General features: G+C 35.6%; 17 protein-coding genes and 1 tRNA gene. 14 read left to right on the forward strand and 4 right to left on the reverse strand.

The window, feature by feature from the left end; translation table 11 throughout:
• The first annotated feature begins 13 nt into the window (after positions 1-13).
• The 8 genes from J0N78_RS11515 to J0N78_RS11550 all read left to right on the forward strand — a co-directional run bounded on the left by J0N78_RS11515 (position 14) and on the right by J0N78_RS11550 (position 7,935).
• Positions 14-1,396: a short-chain fatty acid transporter gene (locus tag J0N78_RS11515; RefSeq protein ID WP_209123242.1), complete on the forward strand. Its 1,383-nt coding sequence runs from the start codon at positions 14-16 to the stop codon at positions 1,394-1,396.
• A 99-nt stretch (positions 1,397-1,495) separates the two neighbouring features.
• Positions 1,496-1,792, forward strand: a complete 297-nt coding sequence (locus J0N78_RS11520; RefSeq protein WP_209123243.1) for a Dabb family protein — start codon at positions 1,496-1,498, stop codon at positions 1,790-1,792.
• A 172-nt stretch (positions 1,793-1,964) separates the two neighbouring features.
• Positions 1,965-2,792 (forward strand): metallophosphoesterase, encoded by an 828-nt coding sequence (locus J0N78_RS11525; protein WP_209123244.1) that lies wholly within the window; start codon positions 1,965-1,967, stop codon positions 2,790-2,792.
• A gap of 128 nt (positions 2,793-2,920) precedes the next feature.
• The gene (locus J0N78_RS11530; RefSeq protein ID WP_209123245.1) at positions 2,921-3,799 is read left to right on the forward strand and encodes a carbon-nitrogen hydrolase family protein; all 879 of its coding nucleotides are present in this window, start codon (positions 2,921-2,923) and stop codon (positions 3,797-3,799) included.
• A 3-nt stretch (positions 3,800-3,802) separates the two neighbouring features.
• On the forward strand, positions 3,803-4,468 hold the full coding sequence (locus J0N78_RS11535) for a GNAT family N-acetyltransferase (RefSeq protein WP_209123246.1): 666 nt from the start codon (positions 3,803-3,805) through the stop codon (positions 4,466-4,468).
• Between the two features lie 260 nt (positions 4,469-4,728).
• On the forward strand, positions 4,729-6,246 hold the full coding sequence (locus tag J0N78_RS11540; RefSeq protein ID WP_209123247.1) for a class I adenylate-forming enzyme family protein: 1,518 nt from the start codon (positions 4,729-4,731) through the stop codon (positions 6,244-6,246).
• A gap of 94 nt (positions 6,247-6,340) precedes the next feature.
• Positions 6,341-7,528: an acetyl-CoA C-acetyltransferase gene (locus J0N78_RS11545; RefSeq protein WP_209123248.1), complete on the forward strand. Its 1,188-nt coding sequence runs from the start codon at positions 6,341-6,343 to the stop codon at positions 7,526-7,528.
• Between the two features lie 155 nt (positions 7,529-7,683).
• Positions 7,684-7,935, forward strand: coding sequence for a sporulation protein (locus tag J0N78_RS11550; RefSeq protein ID WP_209123249.1), 252 nt, complete (start codon positions 7,684-7,686; stop codon positions 7,933-7,935).
• Between the two features lie 23 nt (positions 7,936-7,958).
• Here J0N78_RS11550 and J0N78_RS11555 read toward each other — a convergent pair.
• Positions 7,959-8,044: transfer RNA gene (locus J0N78_RS11555), tRNA-OTHER, on the reverse strand.
• A 477-nt stretch (positions 8,045-8,521) separates the two neighbouring features.
• Between J0N78_RS11555 and J0N78_RS11560 the strand changes: the two genes are divergently transcribed.
• Positions 8,522-9,619 carry a M24 family metallopeptidase gene (locus J0N78_RS11560; RefSeq protein ID WP_209123250.1) on the forward strand — a complete coding sequence of 366 codons (1,098 nt, stop codon included), beginning with the start codon at positions 8,522-8,524 and terminating at the stop codon, positions 9,617-9,619.
• Positions 9,620-9,787: 168 nt separating this feature from the next.
• On the opposite strand, the gene J0N78_RS11565 is transcribed toward J0N78_RS11560, so the two are convergent.
• Positions 9,788-9,961 (reverse strand): hypothetical protein, encoded by a 174-nt coding sequence (locus J0N78_RS11565; RefSeq protein WP_209123251.1) that lies wholly within the window; start codon positions 9,959-9,961, stop codon positions 9,788-9,790.
• 334 nt (positions 9,962-10,295) lie between these two features.
• Here J0N78_RS11565 and J0N78_RS11570 point away from each other — a divergent pair, with 334 nt between their 5' ends.
• The 3 genes from J0N78_RS11570 to J0N78_RS11580 all read left to right on the forward strand — a co-directional run bounded on the left by J0N78_RS11570 (position 10,296) and on the right by J0N78_RS11580 (position 11,420).
• Positions 10,296-10,493: a cold-shock protein gene (locus tag J0N78_RS11570; RefSeq protein WP_209123252.1), complete on the forward strand. Its 198-nt coding sequence runs from the start codon at positions 10,296-10,298 to the stop codon at positions 10,491-10,493.
• 219 nt (positions 10,494-10,712) lie between these two features.
• Positions 10,713-10,868, forward strand: a complete 156-nt coding sequence (locus J0N78_RS11575; protein ID WP_209123253.1) for a DUF1540 domain-containing protein — start codon at positions 10,713-10,715, stop codon at positions 10,866-10,868.
• 162 nt (positions 10,869-11,030) lie between these two features.
• Complete coding sequence (locus J0N78_RS11580) at positions 11,031-11,420, forward strand: hypothetical protein (protein WP_209123254.1); 390 nt, start codon at positions 11,031-11,033, stop codon at positions 11,418-11,420.
• A gap of 66 nt (positions 11,421-11,486) precedes the next feature.
• Here the strand turns inward: J0N78_RS11580 and J0N78_RS11585 are convergent, their stop codons facing one another.
• Positions 11,487-11,828, reverse strand: coding sequence for a hypothetical protein (locus tag J0N78_RS11585; RefSeq protein WP_209123255.1), 342 nt, complete (start codon positions 11,826-11,828; stop codon positions 11,487-11,489).
• Between the two features lie 244 nt (positions 11,829-12,072).
• On the opposite strand from J0N78_RS11585, the gene sufU reads away from it, so the two are divergent.
• Entirely contained in the window at positions 12,073-12,516 is a 444-nt protein-coding gene (gene sufU, locus J0N78_RS11590; RefSeq protein WP_209123256.1) for a Fe-S cluster assembly sulfur transfer protein SufU, read from the forward strand.
• Between the two features lie 252 nt (positions 12,517-12,768).
• Here the strand turns inward: sufU and folE2 are convergent, their stop codons facing one another.
• Positions 12,769-13,674 (reverse strand): GTP cyclohydrolase FolE2, encoded by a 906-nt coding sequence (gene folE2 / locus J0N78_RS11595; protein WP_209123257.1) that lies wholly within the window; start codon positions 13,672-13,674, stop codon positions 12,769-12,771.
• Positions 13,675-13,847: 173 nt separating this feature from the next.
• Here folE2 and J0N78_RS11600 point away from each other — a divergent pair, with 173 nt between their 5' ends.
• On the forward strand, positions 13,848-14,969 hold the full coding sequence (locus J0N78_RS11600) for an NAD(P)/FAD-dependent oxidoreductase (protein ID WP_209123258.1): 1,122 nt from the start codon (positions 13,848-13,850) through the stop codon (positions 14,967-14,969).

Genomic DNA, 14,969 nt, shown 5'->3' on the forward strand with positions numbered 1-14,969 from the left:
GGGAGGAGAAACGATGGAACCAGTAAAACAACCACAAACAGGTCAACAAACGACTTCGAACAATCCAATATCAAAACTAGCATTATTTTTTGCCAGAATCGCGGAACGGTGGCTCCCGGATGCATTTGTATTTGCTGTTTTATTAACTGTCATTACGTTTTTAGGTGGAATTTTTATTACCAAAAATACGCCTTATGAAATGATGATTCATTGGGGAGATGGGTTCTGGTCATTGCTTGCTTTTACTGCACAAATCATCACTACATTTATAATGAGTTATGCTTTAGCATTAACTCCTCCAATTGCTCGTGGGTTAGAAAAAATCGCAAGTAAATGTACGACTCCTAATGTAGCCATTATTGTCGTTACATTTACGGCTTTAGCAGCATCATTAATCAGTTGGGCATTTGGATTAGTGGTTGCAGGTATTATGGCAAAGCTTGTAGGAAGACAAGTTCGTGACGTCGATTATCGTGTACTTGTAGCTGCAGGTTATTCAGGTTTTGTGATTTGGGAAGGAGGATTATCTTCCTCTCCAGCATTATTTGTTGCAACACCAGGGCATACATTTGAAGAAGCGGTAGGTCTTATTCCAACAGCAGAGACGTTGACTTCGTTGTTAAATATCGTTTTAGTCGTCATAATATTCTTTACGCTCCCTTTTGTTATGAGGTTAATACATCCGAAGAAGGCGGCTGATCGTGTATTAGTTAATCCAGAACTTTTAAAAGATGCTGAAGTTAAGGAAGAATCAAAAGGAAATAAAACGAATTATATTAATGACAAACTAGACCAAAGCCGTCTTATTGTTATAATCGGTGGTTTATTCGGTTTAGCATATTTAATTAATCATTTCTCATTAAATGGGTTTAGCCTGGATTTGAATACTGTCAATTTAATTTTCTTAACCGCATGTTTATTACTTTATGGAAATGTACGTGAACTCGGTAGCGGGTTAATAAAAGCTTCTGGAAGTGTTGGACAATTTGCACTTCAATATCCATTTTATGCAGGGATTATGGGGATGATGAGTGCATCTGGGCTTGCTATTTGGTTATCCAACTTCTTTGCAAATATCGCCACTGAAAAAACACTACCACTATTCAGTTTTTTTGCGGCAGGAATTTTAAATATGTTTGTTCCTTCTGGGGGCGGACAATGGGCGATACAAGCACCAATCTTCCTTCCAACTGCCATTGATATGGGAGTAGACCCAGCAAAAATTGTAATGGCTGTTGCATGGGGTGATGCTTGGACAAATATGATTCAACCATTTTGGGCGATTCCGCTATTAGCAATTGCAGGGTTGAAGATTCGTGATATTATGGGCTTTACAGTTATTACTTTACTTTATACAGGAATCATCATCTCAGTTATTTTCATTATATTCAGTTAAATGAAAGCGATTTCAATTCAACCTTTAATTTATTAGGTTTTGAAGAAGTTAGTGTATAATAAAATAGATTGAATAATATTAAAAATGGAGTGAATTAATTTGGTAGAGCATATGGTTGGCTTTAAATTTAGTGAGAAAACGACAAATGAACAAAAAACAGAAATCAAACAAATGGCGAAGACACTAAAAGAAGAAATTCCAGGAATTATTAGCTTGGCAGTAGGAACGAATTTTTCAGAACGTAATCATGGATTTGAGATCGGTCTTACGGTTCGTTTTGAGGACAAGAAGGCTTTAGAAGTATATGGCCCTCATCCTAAACATCAAGAGCTCGTTGCTTATTTAAAGGAAGTAGGCCTTACTGATATTATTGTATTGGACTTTGAGGTCGAGTAAAGTAGCACTTCGTACATACAGTTCTATTGAAACGATGTATGATCATTTGTAGGAAAAATAATACACGAAAGAAGACGTCTTAGAATAACAGGCGTCTTCTTTTGCTTACTCAGTTTTTAAGTTTGGTATACTGGAAATTACAAATTGTCTTTCAATATGAGAAGGTGATCGTGTGAGATTTGGATTTATTGCTGACCTACACATCGATATTAATAAAAAAAGGAAACGAGGTGATGTGCTAGACGTCTTATTAGCGCAAACATCTGAACAAAAGCTTGATGTACTTTGTATAGGTGGGGATGTTTCTAATGACTACAAGGAAACATTAGCTACAGTAGAAAGAATTGAGCAAGAATTAAAAATGCCCTGTTATTTTGTAGCGGGAAACCATGATTTATGGAACATCCATTATCCTTCAATGAAAACCTGGGATATTTATAATGATTTAAAGAGTCATCCGAGGAATTTAGCAAACGGTCCACAACAATTAACCGAAAACTGGGTTTTACTTGGTGATATCGGTTGGTATGATTTTAGTTTTGGAAACTATAAAAAGTATACTGTAAATGATTTTATTCGTATGAAAATGAAAGGAAGTACATGGCAAGATAAAGAATATACAGATTGGGCAGATCATGCTGTAGAAATACATAATTTATTTTTAAGCTCCTTTAAAGAACAGCTAGTGAAAAATGAAAATAAAAAAATTATATTTTGCACCCACGTTGTTTCTCATCATCTATTCACTGTACCAACCCCTCATCGTATTTGGGATTATTTTAATGCCTTTCTTGGTAGTGGGGAATATGAAAGACTAGCAAGTACTACCAATAATGTTCGATATGCCTTATGTGGCCATGTGCATTTTCGGAAAAAAGTTCAAAATAATAATACACAGTTTATTTGCAGTAGTTTAGGATATGCAAACCAATGGAGATCTAATGAAACCAAAAAAGAAATGCAACATGCATTGACTGTACTCCATTTAGACGAAAGGTAAGTCTGTTGTGTAACTGTACATGTCCATAGGTACCTAAAAAGTAACCACCTTACCAAAAAGTACTTGTTAAAGTAAGTTTCCTGATAGATAATCGACTTAAGAATAGTTGGTGTAAAGGAAGTGATTTTATGAAGTTACGTGTTTCTGCAGTGCAGTATCACTTACAAACGATTCGATCGTTTGAAGAATTTGCAAAACAAAGTGAGCACTATTTAAAAACAGCAGCAGAATTTGGAGCGGAATTTGTATTGTTTCCTGAGTTTTTCACAACACAATTACTTTCAATTGGGAGTGATCAAGGAACGACATTAACGATAAATGAGTTGCCCGGATTTACCGAACAATATCAAACGCTTTTTTCATCTTTTGCCCAAAAAATGAATGTCCATATTATCGGTGGAACACATGTGATTCGAAAAGACGACCGATTATATAATGTTGCTCACCTTTTTTATCCAGATGGTAGAATTGAACAACAAGCAAAACTTCATATAACCCCGACAGAAGTACATGAATGGAATATGTCTCAAGGAGATGAAGTAAAAGTTTTTGATACCGATAAAGGGAAAATAGCGATCTTAACGTGTTATGATATCGAATTTCCTGAAGTTGTGAGAATGGTTAAAGCTCAAGGGGCAGATGTCATTTTTTGTCCATCTTGTACCGATGATCGCCACGGCTTTCATCGGGTTCGTTATACGAGCCATGCACGAGCAATTGAAAATCAAGTGTACGTTGTCGTAACGGGTACTGTTGGGTCACTTCCAACGGTTGACTTTATGCGAGCGAATTTTGGACAAGCAGCCATCATTACACCGAATGATATTCCGTTTCCGCCACAGGGTATCATGGTTGAAGGTGAACTAAATAATGACATGATTGTGACGGCAGATTTAGACCTTAATCTTTTATATGAAGTTAGAGAAAAAGGTTCAGTTACTACATGGAGAGACCGACGTACAGATCTTTATCCAGACTGGGAAAAAATGAATACGAAAGGATTTTAATAGATGTTATATCGAAGTGAATTCTATGTGTTTGACCAAGAGCAAACGGTCCCGGCTGTCATTCGAAATTACACAAAAAACGACTTTGATGAACTCATTCAAATCCAAAAAGAATGTTTCCCTCCTCCTTTTCCTTCTGAGCTATGGTGGGATAAAGAACAGTTAAGAAACCACGTAGATCTTTTCCAAGCCGGTGCTTTATGTATTGAAGTGGATGGTGAATTAGCCGGCTCATTAACGGGTCTGTGTGTTGACTTTGATCCAAACCATGCTGATCATACGTGGGAGGAAATTACTGATAACGGTTATATTAGAAATCATAACCGAGACGGCAATACTCTTTATATAGTCGATATTAGTGTCCGCCCGAAATATCGTAAATTAGGACTTGGCAAATTAATAATGCAATCGATGTATCACGTTGTCATTCAACAAGGGTTAGATCGATTACTAGGTGGGGGTCGAATGCCTGGATATCATAAAGTTTCAGATCAGTTGACCCCAGAGGAGTATATTCATCAAGTTACAAAGGGACAGATTAAGGACCCAGTCATTTCTTTTTTATTGCGGTGTGGTAGGATGCCAATTCATATTGTAAAAGATTACTTGGATGATGAGGAATCTTGTAATTACGGTGTATTAATGGAATGGAAAAACCCTTTTAAATAATTCTTATCTAAAAATCAATACTACATTGAATAGGTCAGGCTGAGCAAAATGTCAGCCTGACTTTTGGTTTTTTGATGGGTGATAGTTAGAAAATAGGGGATGTTTGACTACTACTCATAAGATAGAATTAACTTTAGGTTTAAATATAGTTATAATATTTAATTTCTGAATATTCTTTGTTTTATTTCCAGGTCAAAGCGCTTACAATATAGTTATACAATATTCTTTAAAATATTTATAGTTGAAAGGGGAATTTAGTGATGTTTATTAGAGATCATTTGGAGAAAATGGTAGAAACTCAACCGAATGCGATGATTTCATCGTATTTAGGTAGGGAAACCACCTATCAACAATTTTATAAACAAGCAAAGAGACTTGCGGGTTATTTTCAAGAAAAAGGATACGGAAAAGATGATATTATTGCGCTCGTCTTACCTAATTCAGATTACTTTCTAGTAAGTTATTACGCTTGTCAAATAGGTGGATTTCCTGTTTTACCTATTAATACAAAACTTGCACCAAGGGAAATTGATTATATTCTCAATCATTCAGAGGCTAAGGCAATCATTTATGATCAACGATTTGAGGAAACAATTAACACAATCATGCCGAAATTAACTGCAATTGAGGATACCCTTACAACAGGATACGACAACTCTAATAATCGAGTAGAGGATATTATTTCGGGACAAGATCGAACAGTAGAAAAAGTAGAAGCAGAAGACGATGATACTGCTGTTATTTTTTATACATCAGGAACGACAGGACGACCTAAAGGTGTCATGTTAACTAATAAAAACGTTGTCTCTATCGGACAAATCTGGAAGGAATCTATGGAAATTACTAACAATGACCGGATGCATATTGTGGCACCATTATTTCATTGTGCAGCAAGTCATGTGTTTACTGTTCCGACAATTTACGCTGGAGGAGCTCTTATCATTGAAGAAGGATTTTCACCAGAACAAACAATTAAAACGATGGAAAAAGAAAAAGTCACAATATTCTTTGGGGTTCCAGCAATGTATAGCATCCTTCTTACGACACCGAGCTTACAAAAGGCAGCTTTACCAAAGCTTCGATTACTTACATATGGTGCAGCACCAATGCCATACGAGTTAGTTAAACGTGTGAAAGAAATTTTTCCTAAAGTAAAAGTACAAAACTTGTATGGACAAACAGAAAATTCACCAGGTGCGACTACATTAAAAGATCATCATGCTTTAACCAAAGTGGGATCTGTTGGTGAAGCCTTACCACAATGTGAGGTTCGGGTAGTAGATGGAAATGGAGAAGATGCAGCTGTTGGAGATGTAGGGGAAATCATAGTAAAAGGACCACATGTCATGAAAGGTTACCTAAAAAATGAGGAAGCAACAAGAGCGACGATTAAAGAGGGGTGGCTTTATAGTGGAGATCTCGGGCGCTTTGACGAAGATGGCCTCCTTTATATCGTTGATAGAAAAAAAGATATGATCATCCGTGGTGGTGAAAATATTTACCCAGTTGAAATTGAAGAAGTTCTTTACGAAATCCCTGAAGTGTTAGAGGCAGCAATTATCGGTGTACCTCATGAAGTATTAGGAGAAGTACCGAAAGCCTATGTAGCAAAGAAAAAGGATATGCAAATCGATGAAAGTGCAATCCTAGCATATTGTCAAAGTCGGTTGGCTAAATATAAAGTACCTCAAGAGGTTGAGATTGTAGAAGCTCTTCCTAGAAACGCTAGTGGTAAAGTGTTAAAAACAGAATTAAGAAGTTTAGTAGAAAAAAAGTAATTGTTTTTTAACCAGTAACTTTCCATCAATCAAGTAGATAATTTGTATATTAAATCGAATATAAGGAAACAAAAAATAGAATGGGGGATTTGTAATGAGCAATGTTTATATTTTAGGTGGAGCAAGGACAGCATTTACAGCCTTTGGTGGATCTTTTCAAGGCGTTAATGCTACTGAACTAGGTACAGTAACTGCGATCGAGGCATTAAAAAGGGCGCAAGTTGAAGGAACGGATATTGATCAAGTCGTATATGGGAACGTCATTCATAGTTCAACGAATGCTGCATACTTAGCACGCCACATCGCTTTAAAAGCAGGTGTTTCGATCGATACACCTGCATTAACGGTCAACCGCCTTTGTGGGTCAGGCATGCAATCGATTGTATCTGCAGCACAAAGTATTCGTTTAGGCGAATCTAATTTGGCCTTAGTCGGTGGGGCTGAAAATATGACGATGTCACCTCATGCGAATTTCTCGAGTCGCTTTTCAGGGGTGAAATATGGTAATTTTCAATTTGAAGATATGCTATTGAGCACATTAACAGATCAATATACAGGGAGTGGGATGGGAGTAACAGCTGAAAATCTAGCAGAAAAATACGAGATTTCACGAGAAGAGCAGGATGAATTTGCACTACTTAGTCAACAAAGAGCAACTGAAGCGATCAATTCGGGTATTTTTGCTGAAGAAATTACAGCGGTAGAAATTCAGTCCCGAGGTGGCAACAAAGTAGTAGATAAAGACGAACATGTTAAACAAGATATTACGATTGAAAAATTGTCAGTCTTAAAGCCATCATTTAAAAAAGCTGGAACAGTTACTGCAGGTAATGCAAGTGGAATTAATGATGGGGCAGCTTCCATAGTGGTTTCAAGTGAGGCTGAAGTAAAAAGACGTAATCAAACTCCATTGGCCAAAATTGTATCCTGGGGGATCACGGGGGTTGATCCTAACATTATGGGGATAGGACCAGTTCCAGCTATACAACAAGCTTTACAACGTGCAGGGTTAACCCTTGATCAAATCGATCGTATTGAAGTAAATGAAGCGTTTGCCGCCCAATATTTAGCTGTTGAAAAGGAATTGAGCTTAGACAGAGCCAAAACGAATGTACACGGAGGAGCTATTGCACTAGGACATCCAGTTGGAGCAAGTGGTTCGCGGATTGTATTATCACTAGCAAACGAATTAAAACGAAATGGTCTTCGATATGGTGTAGCTAGTCTTTGTATCGGTGGTGGACAAGGAATTGCCTTAGTAATAGAAAATGAAAATGTGTAAAGTGAAATTTCAATAGCGCCTGTCAAACGGGGTAAAAATAAGACGTCTATTATTTAGGCGTCTTATTCAATTTTTTTAAGATATGTATAAAATGGATCCATTTATCACAATTTAATGGTTAGTGAAGTTTATTAATGAAAAAGGACGTGGATAATATGGAGAAAACATTGGGTTACTTAAGAGAGGCTTTATCAAATTACATAGAAGAGCACTCTATTTGCCAAGAGATTTACGAAAAGCTAGAGCAAAAAAATTATTCAAGTGAAGAAGAATTTGTAAAGGATTTAGGTGAAGGGGAAATAAAAATTTTAGATTTAATTCTTAAACAGGAAATTAAGCATGCTCAACAAGAACAAGATGAAAAAAGAACTCAGGAATTAAATGAAGTTTCTGAGCTGTTGTTTTAGGAAGCTATAAAATAAAAGGAAGGCGGATTTGGTGGGACTCGAACCCACAAAATGCTCAGCTACTCACCTCGGAATGACTGGCTGCTCTATCCACTTGAGCTACAAATCCATTTAACCTTCACGTTTATCATGCTCTTTGTTTTTATTTCTATACACGTAAATATATAGAAGTATATCTTATCTAGATATGAAATTTAAAAAGGCTCGCTATATTAGCAAGCCTTCTTTGTATTCTCTTATTTATACTTAAAATTTGCCGCGATCATATCTCTGTGTTTTCTTTGAGTCCCTAAATAATGAAAGCCCTACCTCTCTTTCATCATTACGGCTCCGAGGCCGTGCCATTTAAATAAGGCGTACGAAGTTTCCTCAAGATGCCAGATTGATTTTTTCTATATTAATTTCATATATAAAAGTCATAGTTAAAGAATAAAATCATTAACTTTAAGTTTTCATAAGTATTTTATTTATTCTACTATAAAAGTTAACTAAAAGCAAATTTATGTTTTGTCAACCCATTTGAAATAGGACAAAATAAATAAAAGGCAGGTATAATAAGGGAAAATAGGGAAGGATAGTGATTTGAATGAATAACCGACTAGAGAATTTAACAAATTGGGTTAAGGAAAATAATTATACATATGCTTTCATCCAATCGAAGTACAATGTTTACTATTTATCTAACTTTAATAGTGAACCGCACGAGAGGTTATTAGGTTTAGCGATTTTTCCTGATAAGGAGCCATTCTTAATTTGCCCACAAATGGAGGAGTTGGCTGCAAGGGCTTCAGGGTGGAAGGGAGAAATTGTTAGTTATCAAGATTCCGATGATGTTTGGGGATTATTTCAAAAGGCGGTACAAGCAAGAGTTTCAGATGTACATTTGATAGCCATTGAGAAAGGAGTCCTTACTTATGAGAGAAGTGAGCAGCTACTCTCTTTGTTTCCAATGGCGCAATTTGTACCGGCAGATGAAAAAATCAAAGCACTTAGAATGATAAAAGATAAAAATGAAGTATCAATATTACGTGAAGCAGCAAAACTGGCTGACTTTGGTGTGGAAGTCGGTATTCATGAAATAAATAAAGGTAAGACAGAAATGGAAATCATAGCAACAATTGAATATGAATTGAAGAAAAAAGGGATACGTCAAATGTCTTTTTCAACAATGGTTTTGTCAGGGACTAAATCAGCAGAACCTCATGGTCATCCAGGGTTAAAAGAAATTGTAGCAGGAGATTTTGTATTATTTGATTTAGGGGTTATATTGGAAGGATATTGCTCTGATATTACAAGAACCGTTGCTTATAAAACTGTTTCGGAAGAACAGAAGCACATATACGAAACGGTGCGTCAAGCACAAGAGTTATCTTTATCCATTAGTAAACCAGGTACAGTAATTGGAGAAATCGATAAAATTGCTCGCAACTATATAACAGATGAAGGTTATGGCCCATATTTTACACATCGAATTGGCCATGGCTTAGGTATTGAAGTTCATGAGTTTCCTTCCATGAATGAAAATAATAATAATCTTTTGCATACCGGAATGGTTTATACAGTAGAGCCCGGAATATATGTTCCTCATATTGGTGGTGTTCGTATAGAAGATGATGTGCTTATTACTGAAGAAGGCTCGAAGTGTTTAACATCTTTTCCGAAAGAACTTCAAATTATTAAATAAATAGCCGTGATCCTCGTTATAAGTCAAAACAAAGTTGCTATAACTTATAATAACACAAGATATATAATTATATATCCTTTAAAAGGATATTAGAAATATTTAAAAAGTAGGAAGTTGTAAGGCATCAAGCTGACCCCCATTTTTGTCAGCTTGATGTTACAACTAATGTTATCCCGTAATGCTTTTCTCAATCGCACTGTCCCAATCAGGATAGTAGTGTAGAGCACTGCGCATTAATTGTGGATACGCTTTTTTTACCGATTTTTTACTTAAGTTTTCACCGTTTACACTAAGCTGCTTAATTTCAAGAATCACTTCTTCTGGACTCATATTTACTTCCATAACTAGCCTCCCTCTTAAGAATAGTTTATAGAATTCCCAAAATTATGAGATGTATACATAATATTCTTATTATTAATTGTTATATTAATTAACATTCTTTAGAAATAACCCCTTATTTAGATCACTTTAAAACATAAGCTACCCTAAAATTTTACCATCTCACTATTTTAATGTTTCTTTTTGATACAATACCTGCTATAATATAATTACTTATTGTTGTTCGGATAAGATTGAAGGAAGAAAAATCTTTACAAAGTATTTTCGCCTTGAATGATTTTGAAGAGCAAAAATAGTAATACAATGTGGCACATAGCCATACAGGAGGAACAAGATTATGGTACAAGGTACAGTTAAATGGTTTAACGCAGAAAAAGGTTTCGGTTTTATTGAAGTAGAAGGACAAGACGATGTATTCGTTCACTTCTCTGCAATTCAAGGCGAAGGTTTCAAAACTTTAGAAGAAGGTCAAACAGTATCTTTTGAAATCGAGCAAGGTCAACGTGGCCCTCAAGCTGCTAACGTTCAAAAGTAATTGTTTTACAAAGAAGGCCCTGGATTCAGGGTCTTTTTTATTTTGGAGAAAAAGTCTAAAAGTCTGTATTAGAAGAGAGGTTTTAACGCTTCATCATTTTAAAAACAGATTATTAAAATCAATATATTGGTCACCTAATTCACTTATGTGGAGTCGAGAAATAAGGGTATGAAAGTAAAAAAAATAGCTAATGCTAATGATGGAGAGGAGGTGTAGACGATGGCAGTAGATGTATTGTGTGAAGTAGATAATTGTAAATATTGGGCGAATGGAAACAAATGTGCGGCTGATCGAATTTACGTAGTCAGCCACACTGGTAAAAAAGCTGAAAATCAGGAAGAGACCGACTGCAAAACGTTTGATCCTGAAATTTAATGGTTGTATCTTAAGAAAGGGGCAGCTTTGTGGGCTGTCCTTTTTTGTGAAGACAGACATTTATTTCCGTTTGCTCTCATACATATTATTGATAATAATTATCATTTTTATTCAAAAAAATAAAAATTTGTAGAACACTAAATCTTATGGAGGGGAAATGAATTGGATTTTGTTGTACTACATAAAACTGGAATATCTATAGAATGTTTATATTATGGTATAGAGGTTTCCAATATAATAACTGGGATGTCCCAAATTGACTCAGGTTCATTAATAAGTATAGGAGAAGATGTAAAGTTCATTGTAAATAAAGGATGGTTTATTTTAGTTAGATTTAATAATCGAGAGGAATTCGTCTGCCTAAATACATTAGAAGAACTTATTGAGGCTAAAAAAATCATGTTAATATTAGATGTAGAACTTGAGAAATTAGTTCTACAATATCAAATTGACTATGCTTTAAAAGAGAAAAATAAAAGCAGTTTTTATAAATGTGTTAAAAAGTTAAAAGGATTACAATATGATGAAATTCAAGGGGCCTCCATCAATTAGGAGGCTTTTTGATTTGAGATGATGAACAAGTTCAACAAATTGATCAAGTTTAAGGAGATTTGGATTTTAGTTAACGCTTATTAATTCAACCGGGCCATGATCATCACAATGATCTCCATGTACATGATGTAATCTTCCATTTACTAAATAATCCATGTGATCGCCGTGAGGAACAAGTTCATGTCCGCAATCTTTATCGTGCGTGCACCCGCAATTCATTGGTCTACACTCATCGGGATTGATAGTTGTAACAGGGATCTTGCATTCATCCCAGTGTCCATTATGCTCGTAATGAAGATGTCCATTGTGTACGTAATCAATGTGATCATCATGCTTAATCTTTGTATGACCGCAGGACAAACTATGCTTATGTGGATGATTGTGGTGAATTTGATGTTCTTGTCCCATATTTAACCCTCCTTTCTGCTTAATATTTACTGACAGCTTTCATACTATCCGTTAATATTAAGAATCGTTATCTGATCACTTATAATCAGAATAATTCTGTTTTCTATTCAATATAGTTAGGAATTAGAGAAATGGAGTATGATTAGACTAAATCGCAATGCATGAGTATAATAATCATAACAAACCGAAATTATTACTATTTATATACTTTTAGTTTTTTATAGGATGCAAGGGGGAATGATTAATGTTAGATCAACTGTACAGACAATTAGTGGTGGACCATTCGAAAAACCGTCGAAATCATAGGAAGTTAGAAGGTGAACAGATTAAACAGCTACATTACAAAAATCCAACATGTGGAGATGTAATGACACTATTTTTAAAATTATCAGAGGACAAAAGGATTGAGGACATATCTTTTATCGGTGAAGGCTGTAGTATTAGTATGGCTTCTGCTTCGATGATGACAGAACTATTAAAAGGAGTGCCTTTAAAAGAAGCAGCGAAATTGCGTCAAGCAATGGAAGCGATGGTTCGAAACGGGGAAGTTTCAGAAGAGATAGATTTAGGGGATGCTTTCGCGTTAGAAGGTGTTCATAAGTTAAGGGCGCGCCATAATTGTGCACTAATGGCGTGGCAAGCTTTAGATCGTGCTGTTGGTGAAGAAACCGAATATGAATATAGATAAAAAAGAAGGTGACTTACTGACCCTATAATTAAGTAAAATTATTAGGCAGTGTCACCTTTTTAATTTTATTCTTTTGAATAAGCTGCTTTCGTAAACTTTGTTGCTATTGGACCGTTTTTTGAACATAAATCAGCCATAATGGATAAATTCATTAGTCCATCTGGCTGTTTTATGTTCAAAGGCTTCACGCCAAAGCGTGAAGAACCAAGCTTTCGCTTGGTTAACGGTCCAATAGCTAAAAGCAACAATCTTTTAGAAAAGAGCCTTTGAATAAGTTAAACGAGCAATGGCATCATGCATGTGAATTGATTCTTCATTTCGGCATTCAATGGTAAATGCTTTAATATCCTCATTTTCATATAAATCGGCTGCAACTAAACGGACCATGTCTTCTACAAACCTTGGATTTTCATAGGCTCTTTCTGTAACTGCTTTTTCATCTGGCCTTTTTAGAATAGGGTATAATACTGAACTCGCATTAGATTCTGCTGCTTCAAGCAATGTTACTTTCCAATCCGTTTTGAGTTTAGTCGGTTTAAAAAATTCAGCTTTAATTGTTACATAACCCCGTTGATTATGAGCACTATACTCACTTATTTCTTTTGAGCAAGGACAAAGGGTTGTTACAGCAACTGTAATACCTATTTCATGAGTGAATCCTTTTTCATGATCAAAATTTACATTCATAAAAGCTTCGGCATGTGCTAGTCCCGCTTTTTGTAATGATGGGCTTTTTCGTTCAAAAAACCAAGGGAATTGAACATTGATTTGAGCACTTGATTGTTGCATTCTTTCGACTAAATCTTTTGTAAAAGAGTATAGGTGATTAAAATCAACAATGAAGCCCTCTAAGTGATATTCGTGAAGAAGCTCTGTAAGGCGGCTCATATTTATTCCTTTACTCATTTGCTGAAGTCCCGTAGTTAAGGAAAATGTTCCAACCGTTGTTTGTGTATTTGGTTTGTAATCGGATTGGACGATAATAGGGTGTTTTACATTACTGATACCGACTGAATCAATCGCAAATAAAAAGTCATTAGGAGTGTTTTGAAGGTCCGTCATTTCTTCTTTATTTATAGGTTTGTTTCCTTTTACTGGAGGGACTGAGCCAAAACGTTTATGACGTTCTTGTTTAGTAGGTAGTATCTTGGTTTCCATTGTTGTCTCCTTTGTAAGATGAAATAAATTAGGAATTATTCTGATTTATATATTATAATACCTTTACCGATTAGTACAAATATTTGATTTGTTGACATTAAAAAAGAAGTAGAGAATAATAGTAACTATAAAATCGTAATTATTACGATTTATGTGAAGGGGTGGAAACAATGATGAAAAAAAATCAATATGATGTAATTATTGTTGGTGCTGGTCCTGCAGGTGTAGGAATTGGCGCGTTGTTTATGCAAATGGGATTAAAAAACTTTGTCATTTTAGAACGTGATTCTATCGGTAGTTCATTTAAAAAATGGCCAGAAGAAATGAGGTTATTAACGCCATCCTTTCCCGGTCATGGATTTGGACTATTAGATTTAAATGCAGTAATGCCTGCGACTTCACCAGGATATACATTTCAAACTGAACATTTGAGCGGGGAAGAATATGCAGAATATTTAGAGGCTGTAGCGATACACTTTAAGCTCCCTATCGAGTTTGGAATAGATGTTTTTGAGTTAGAAAAGTTGGACGATGGTTTCGAATTAAAAACAAATAATGGTCATTATAATGCTCCATATGTTGTGTGGGCTGGGGGCGAGTTTCAGTACCCAGATAAGGAAGCATTTCAAGGTGCTGAGTTGTGTCTTCATAACAGTGAGGTTACATCTTGGGGTGAGGTCGATGGTGATGATTTTGTTGTTATTGGTGGATATGAAAGTGCAATCGATGCAGCCATTCATCTTATTCATTATGGGAAGCAAGTGACTGTTTTAGCCAAAGGAGAATCTTGGTCAGATGACAATCCAGACCCAAGCATATCGTTATCGCCATTTACGTTTGATCGTCTAGAAGAAGTAATGGATAGCGAAGACCTAATATTGAGAGGAAAGAGCAAGGTAGTAAAAGTGGAGCAAATAGAAGACGGTTATTCTATTTTTCTTGAAAGTGGAGATGTCATCTTTAGTCCTACTCGACCCATATTAGCGATTGGATTTAAAAATAGCCTTTCGTTAATTTTTGAGCATTTTTATTATGATGAAAATAATGTCATTGAGCTTAGTGAAAAAGATGAGTCAACCGTCTCTGAAGGACTATTCCTAGTTGGACCTCAAGTTCGACATCAAGAAGTAATTTTTTGCTTCATTTATAAATTTCGCCAACGATTTGCAGTTGTCGCAAAGGAGATATACGAGAAGTTAGGGTTGGAGTTGAATGAAGAATTGTTTGATTACTACAGAAAATCAAACATGCTCCTCGACGACCTCTCTTGTTGTGACAATTCATGTCAGTGTTAA

This window comes from Alkalihalobacillus sp. BA299 (assembly GCF_017745675.1).
Classification (GTDB): domain Bacteria; phylum Bacillota; class Bacilli; order Bacillales; family Bacillaceae_F; genus Alkalihalobacterium.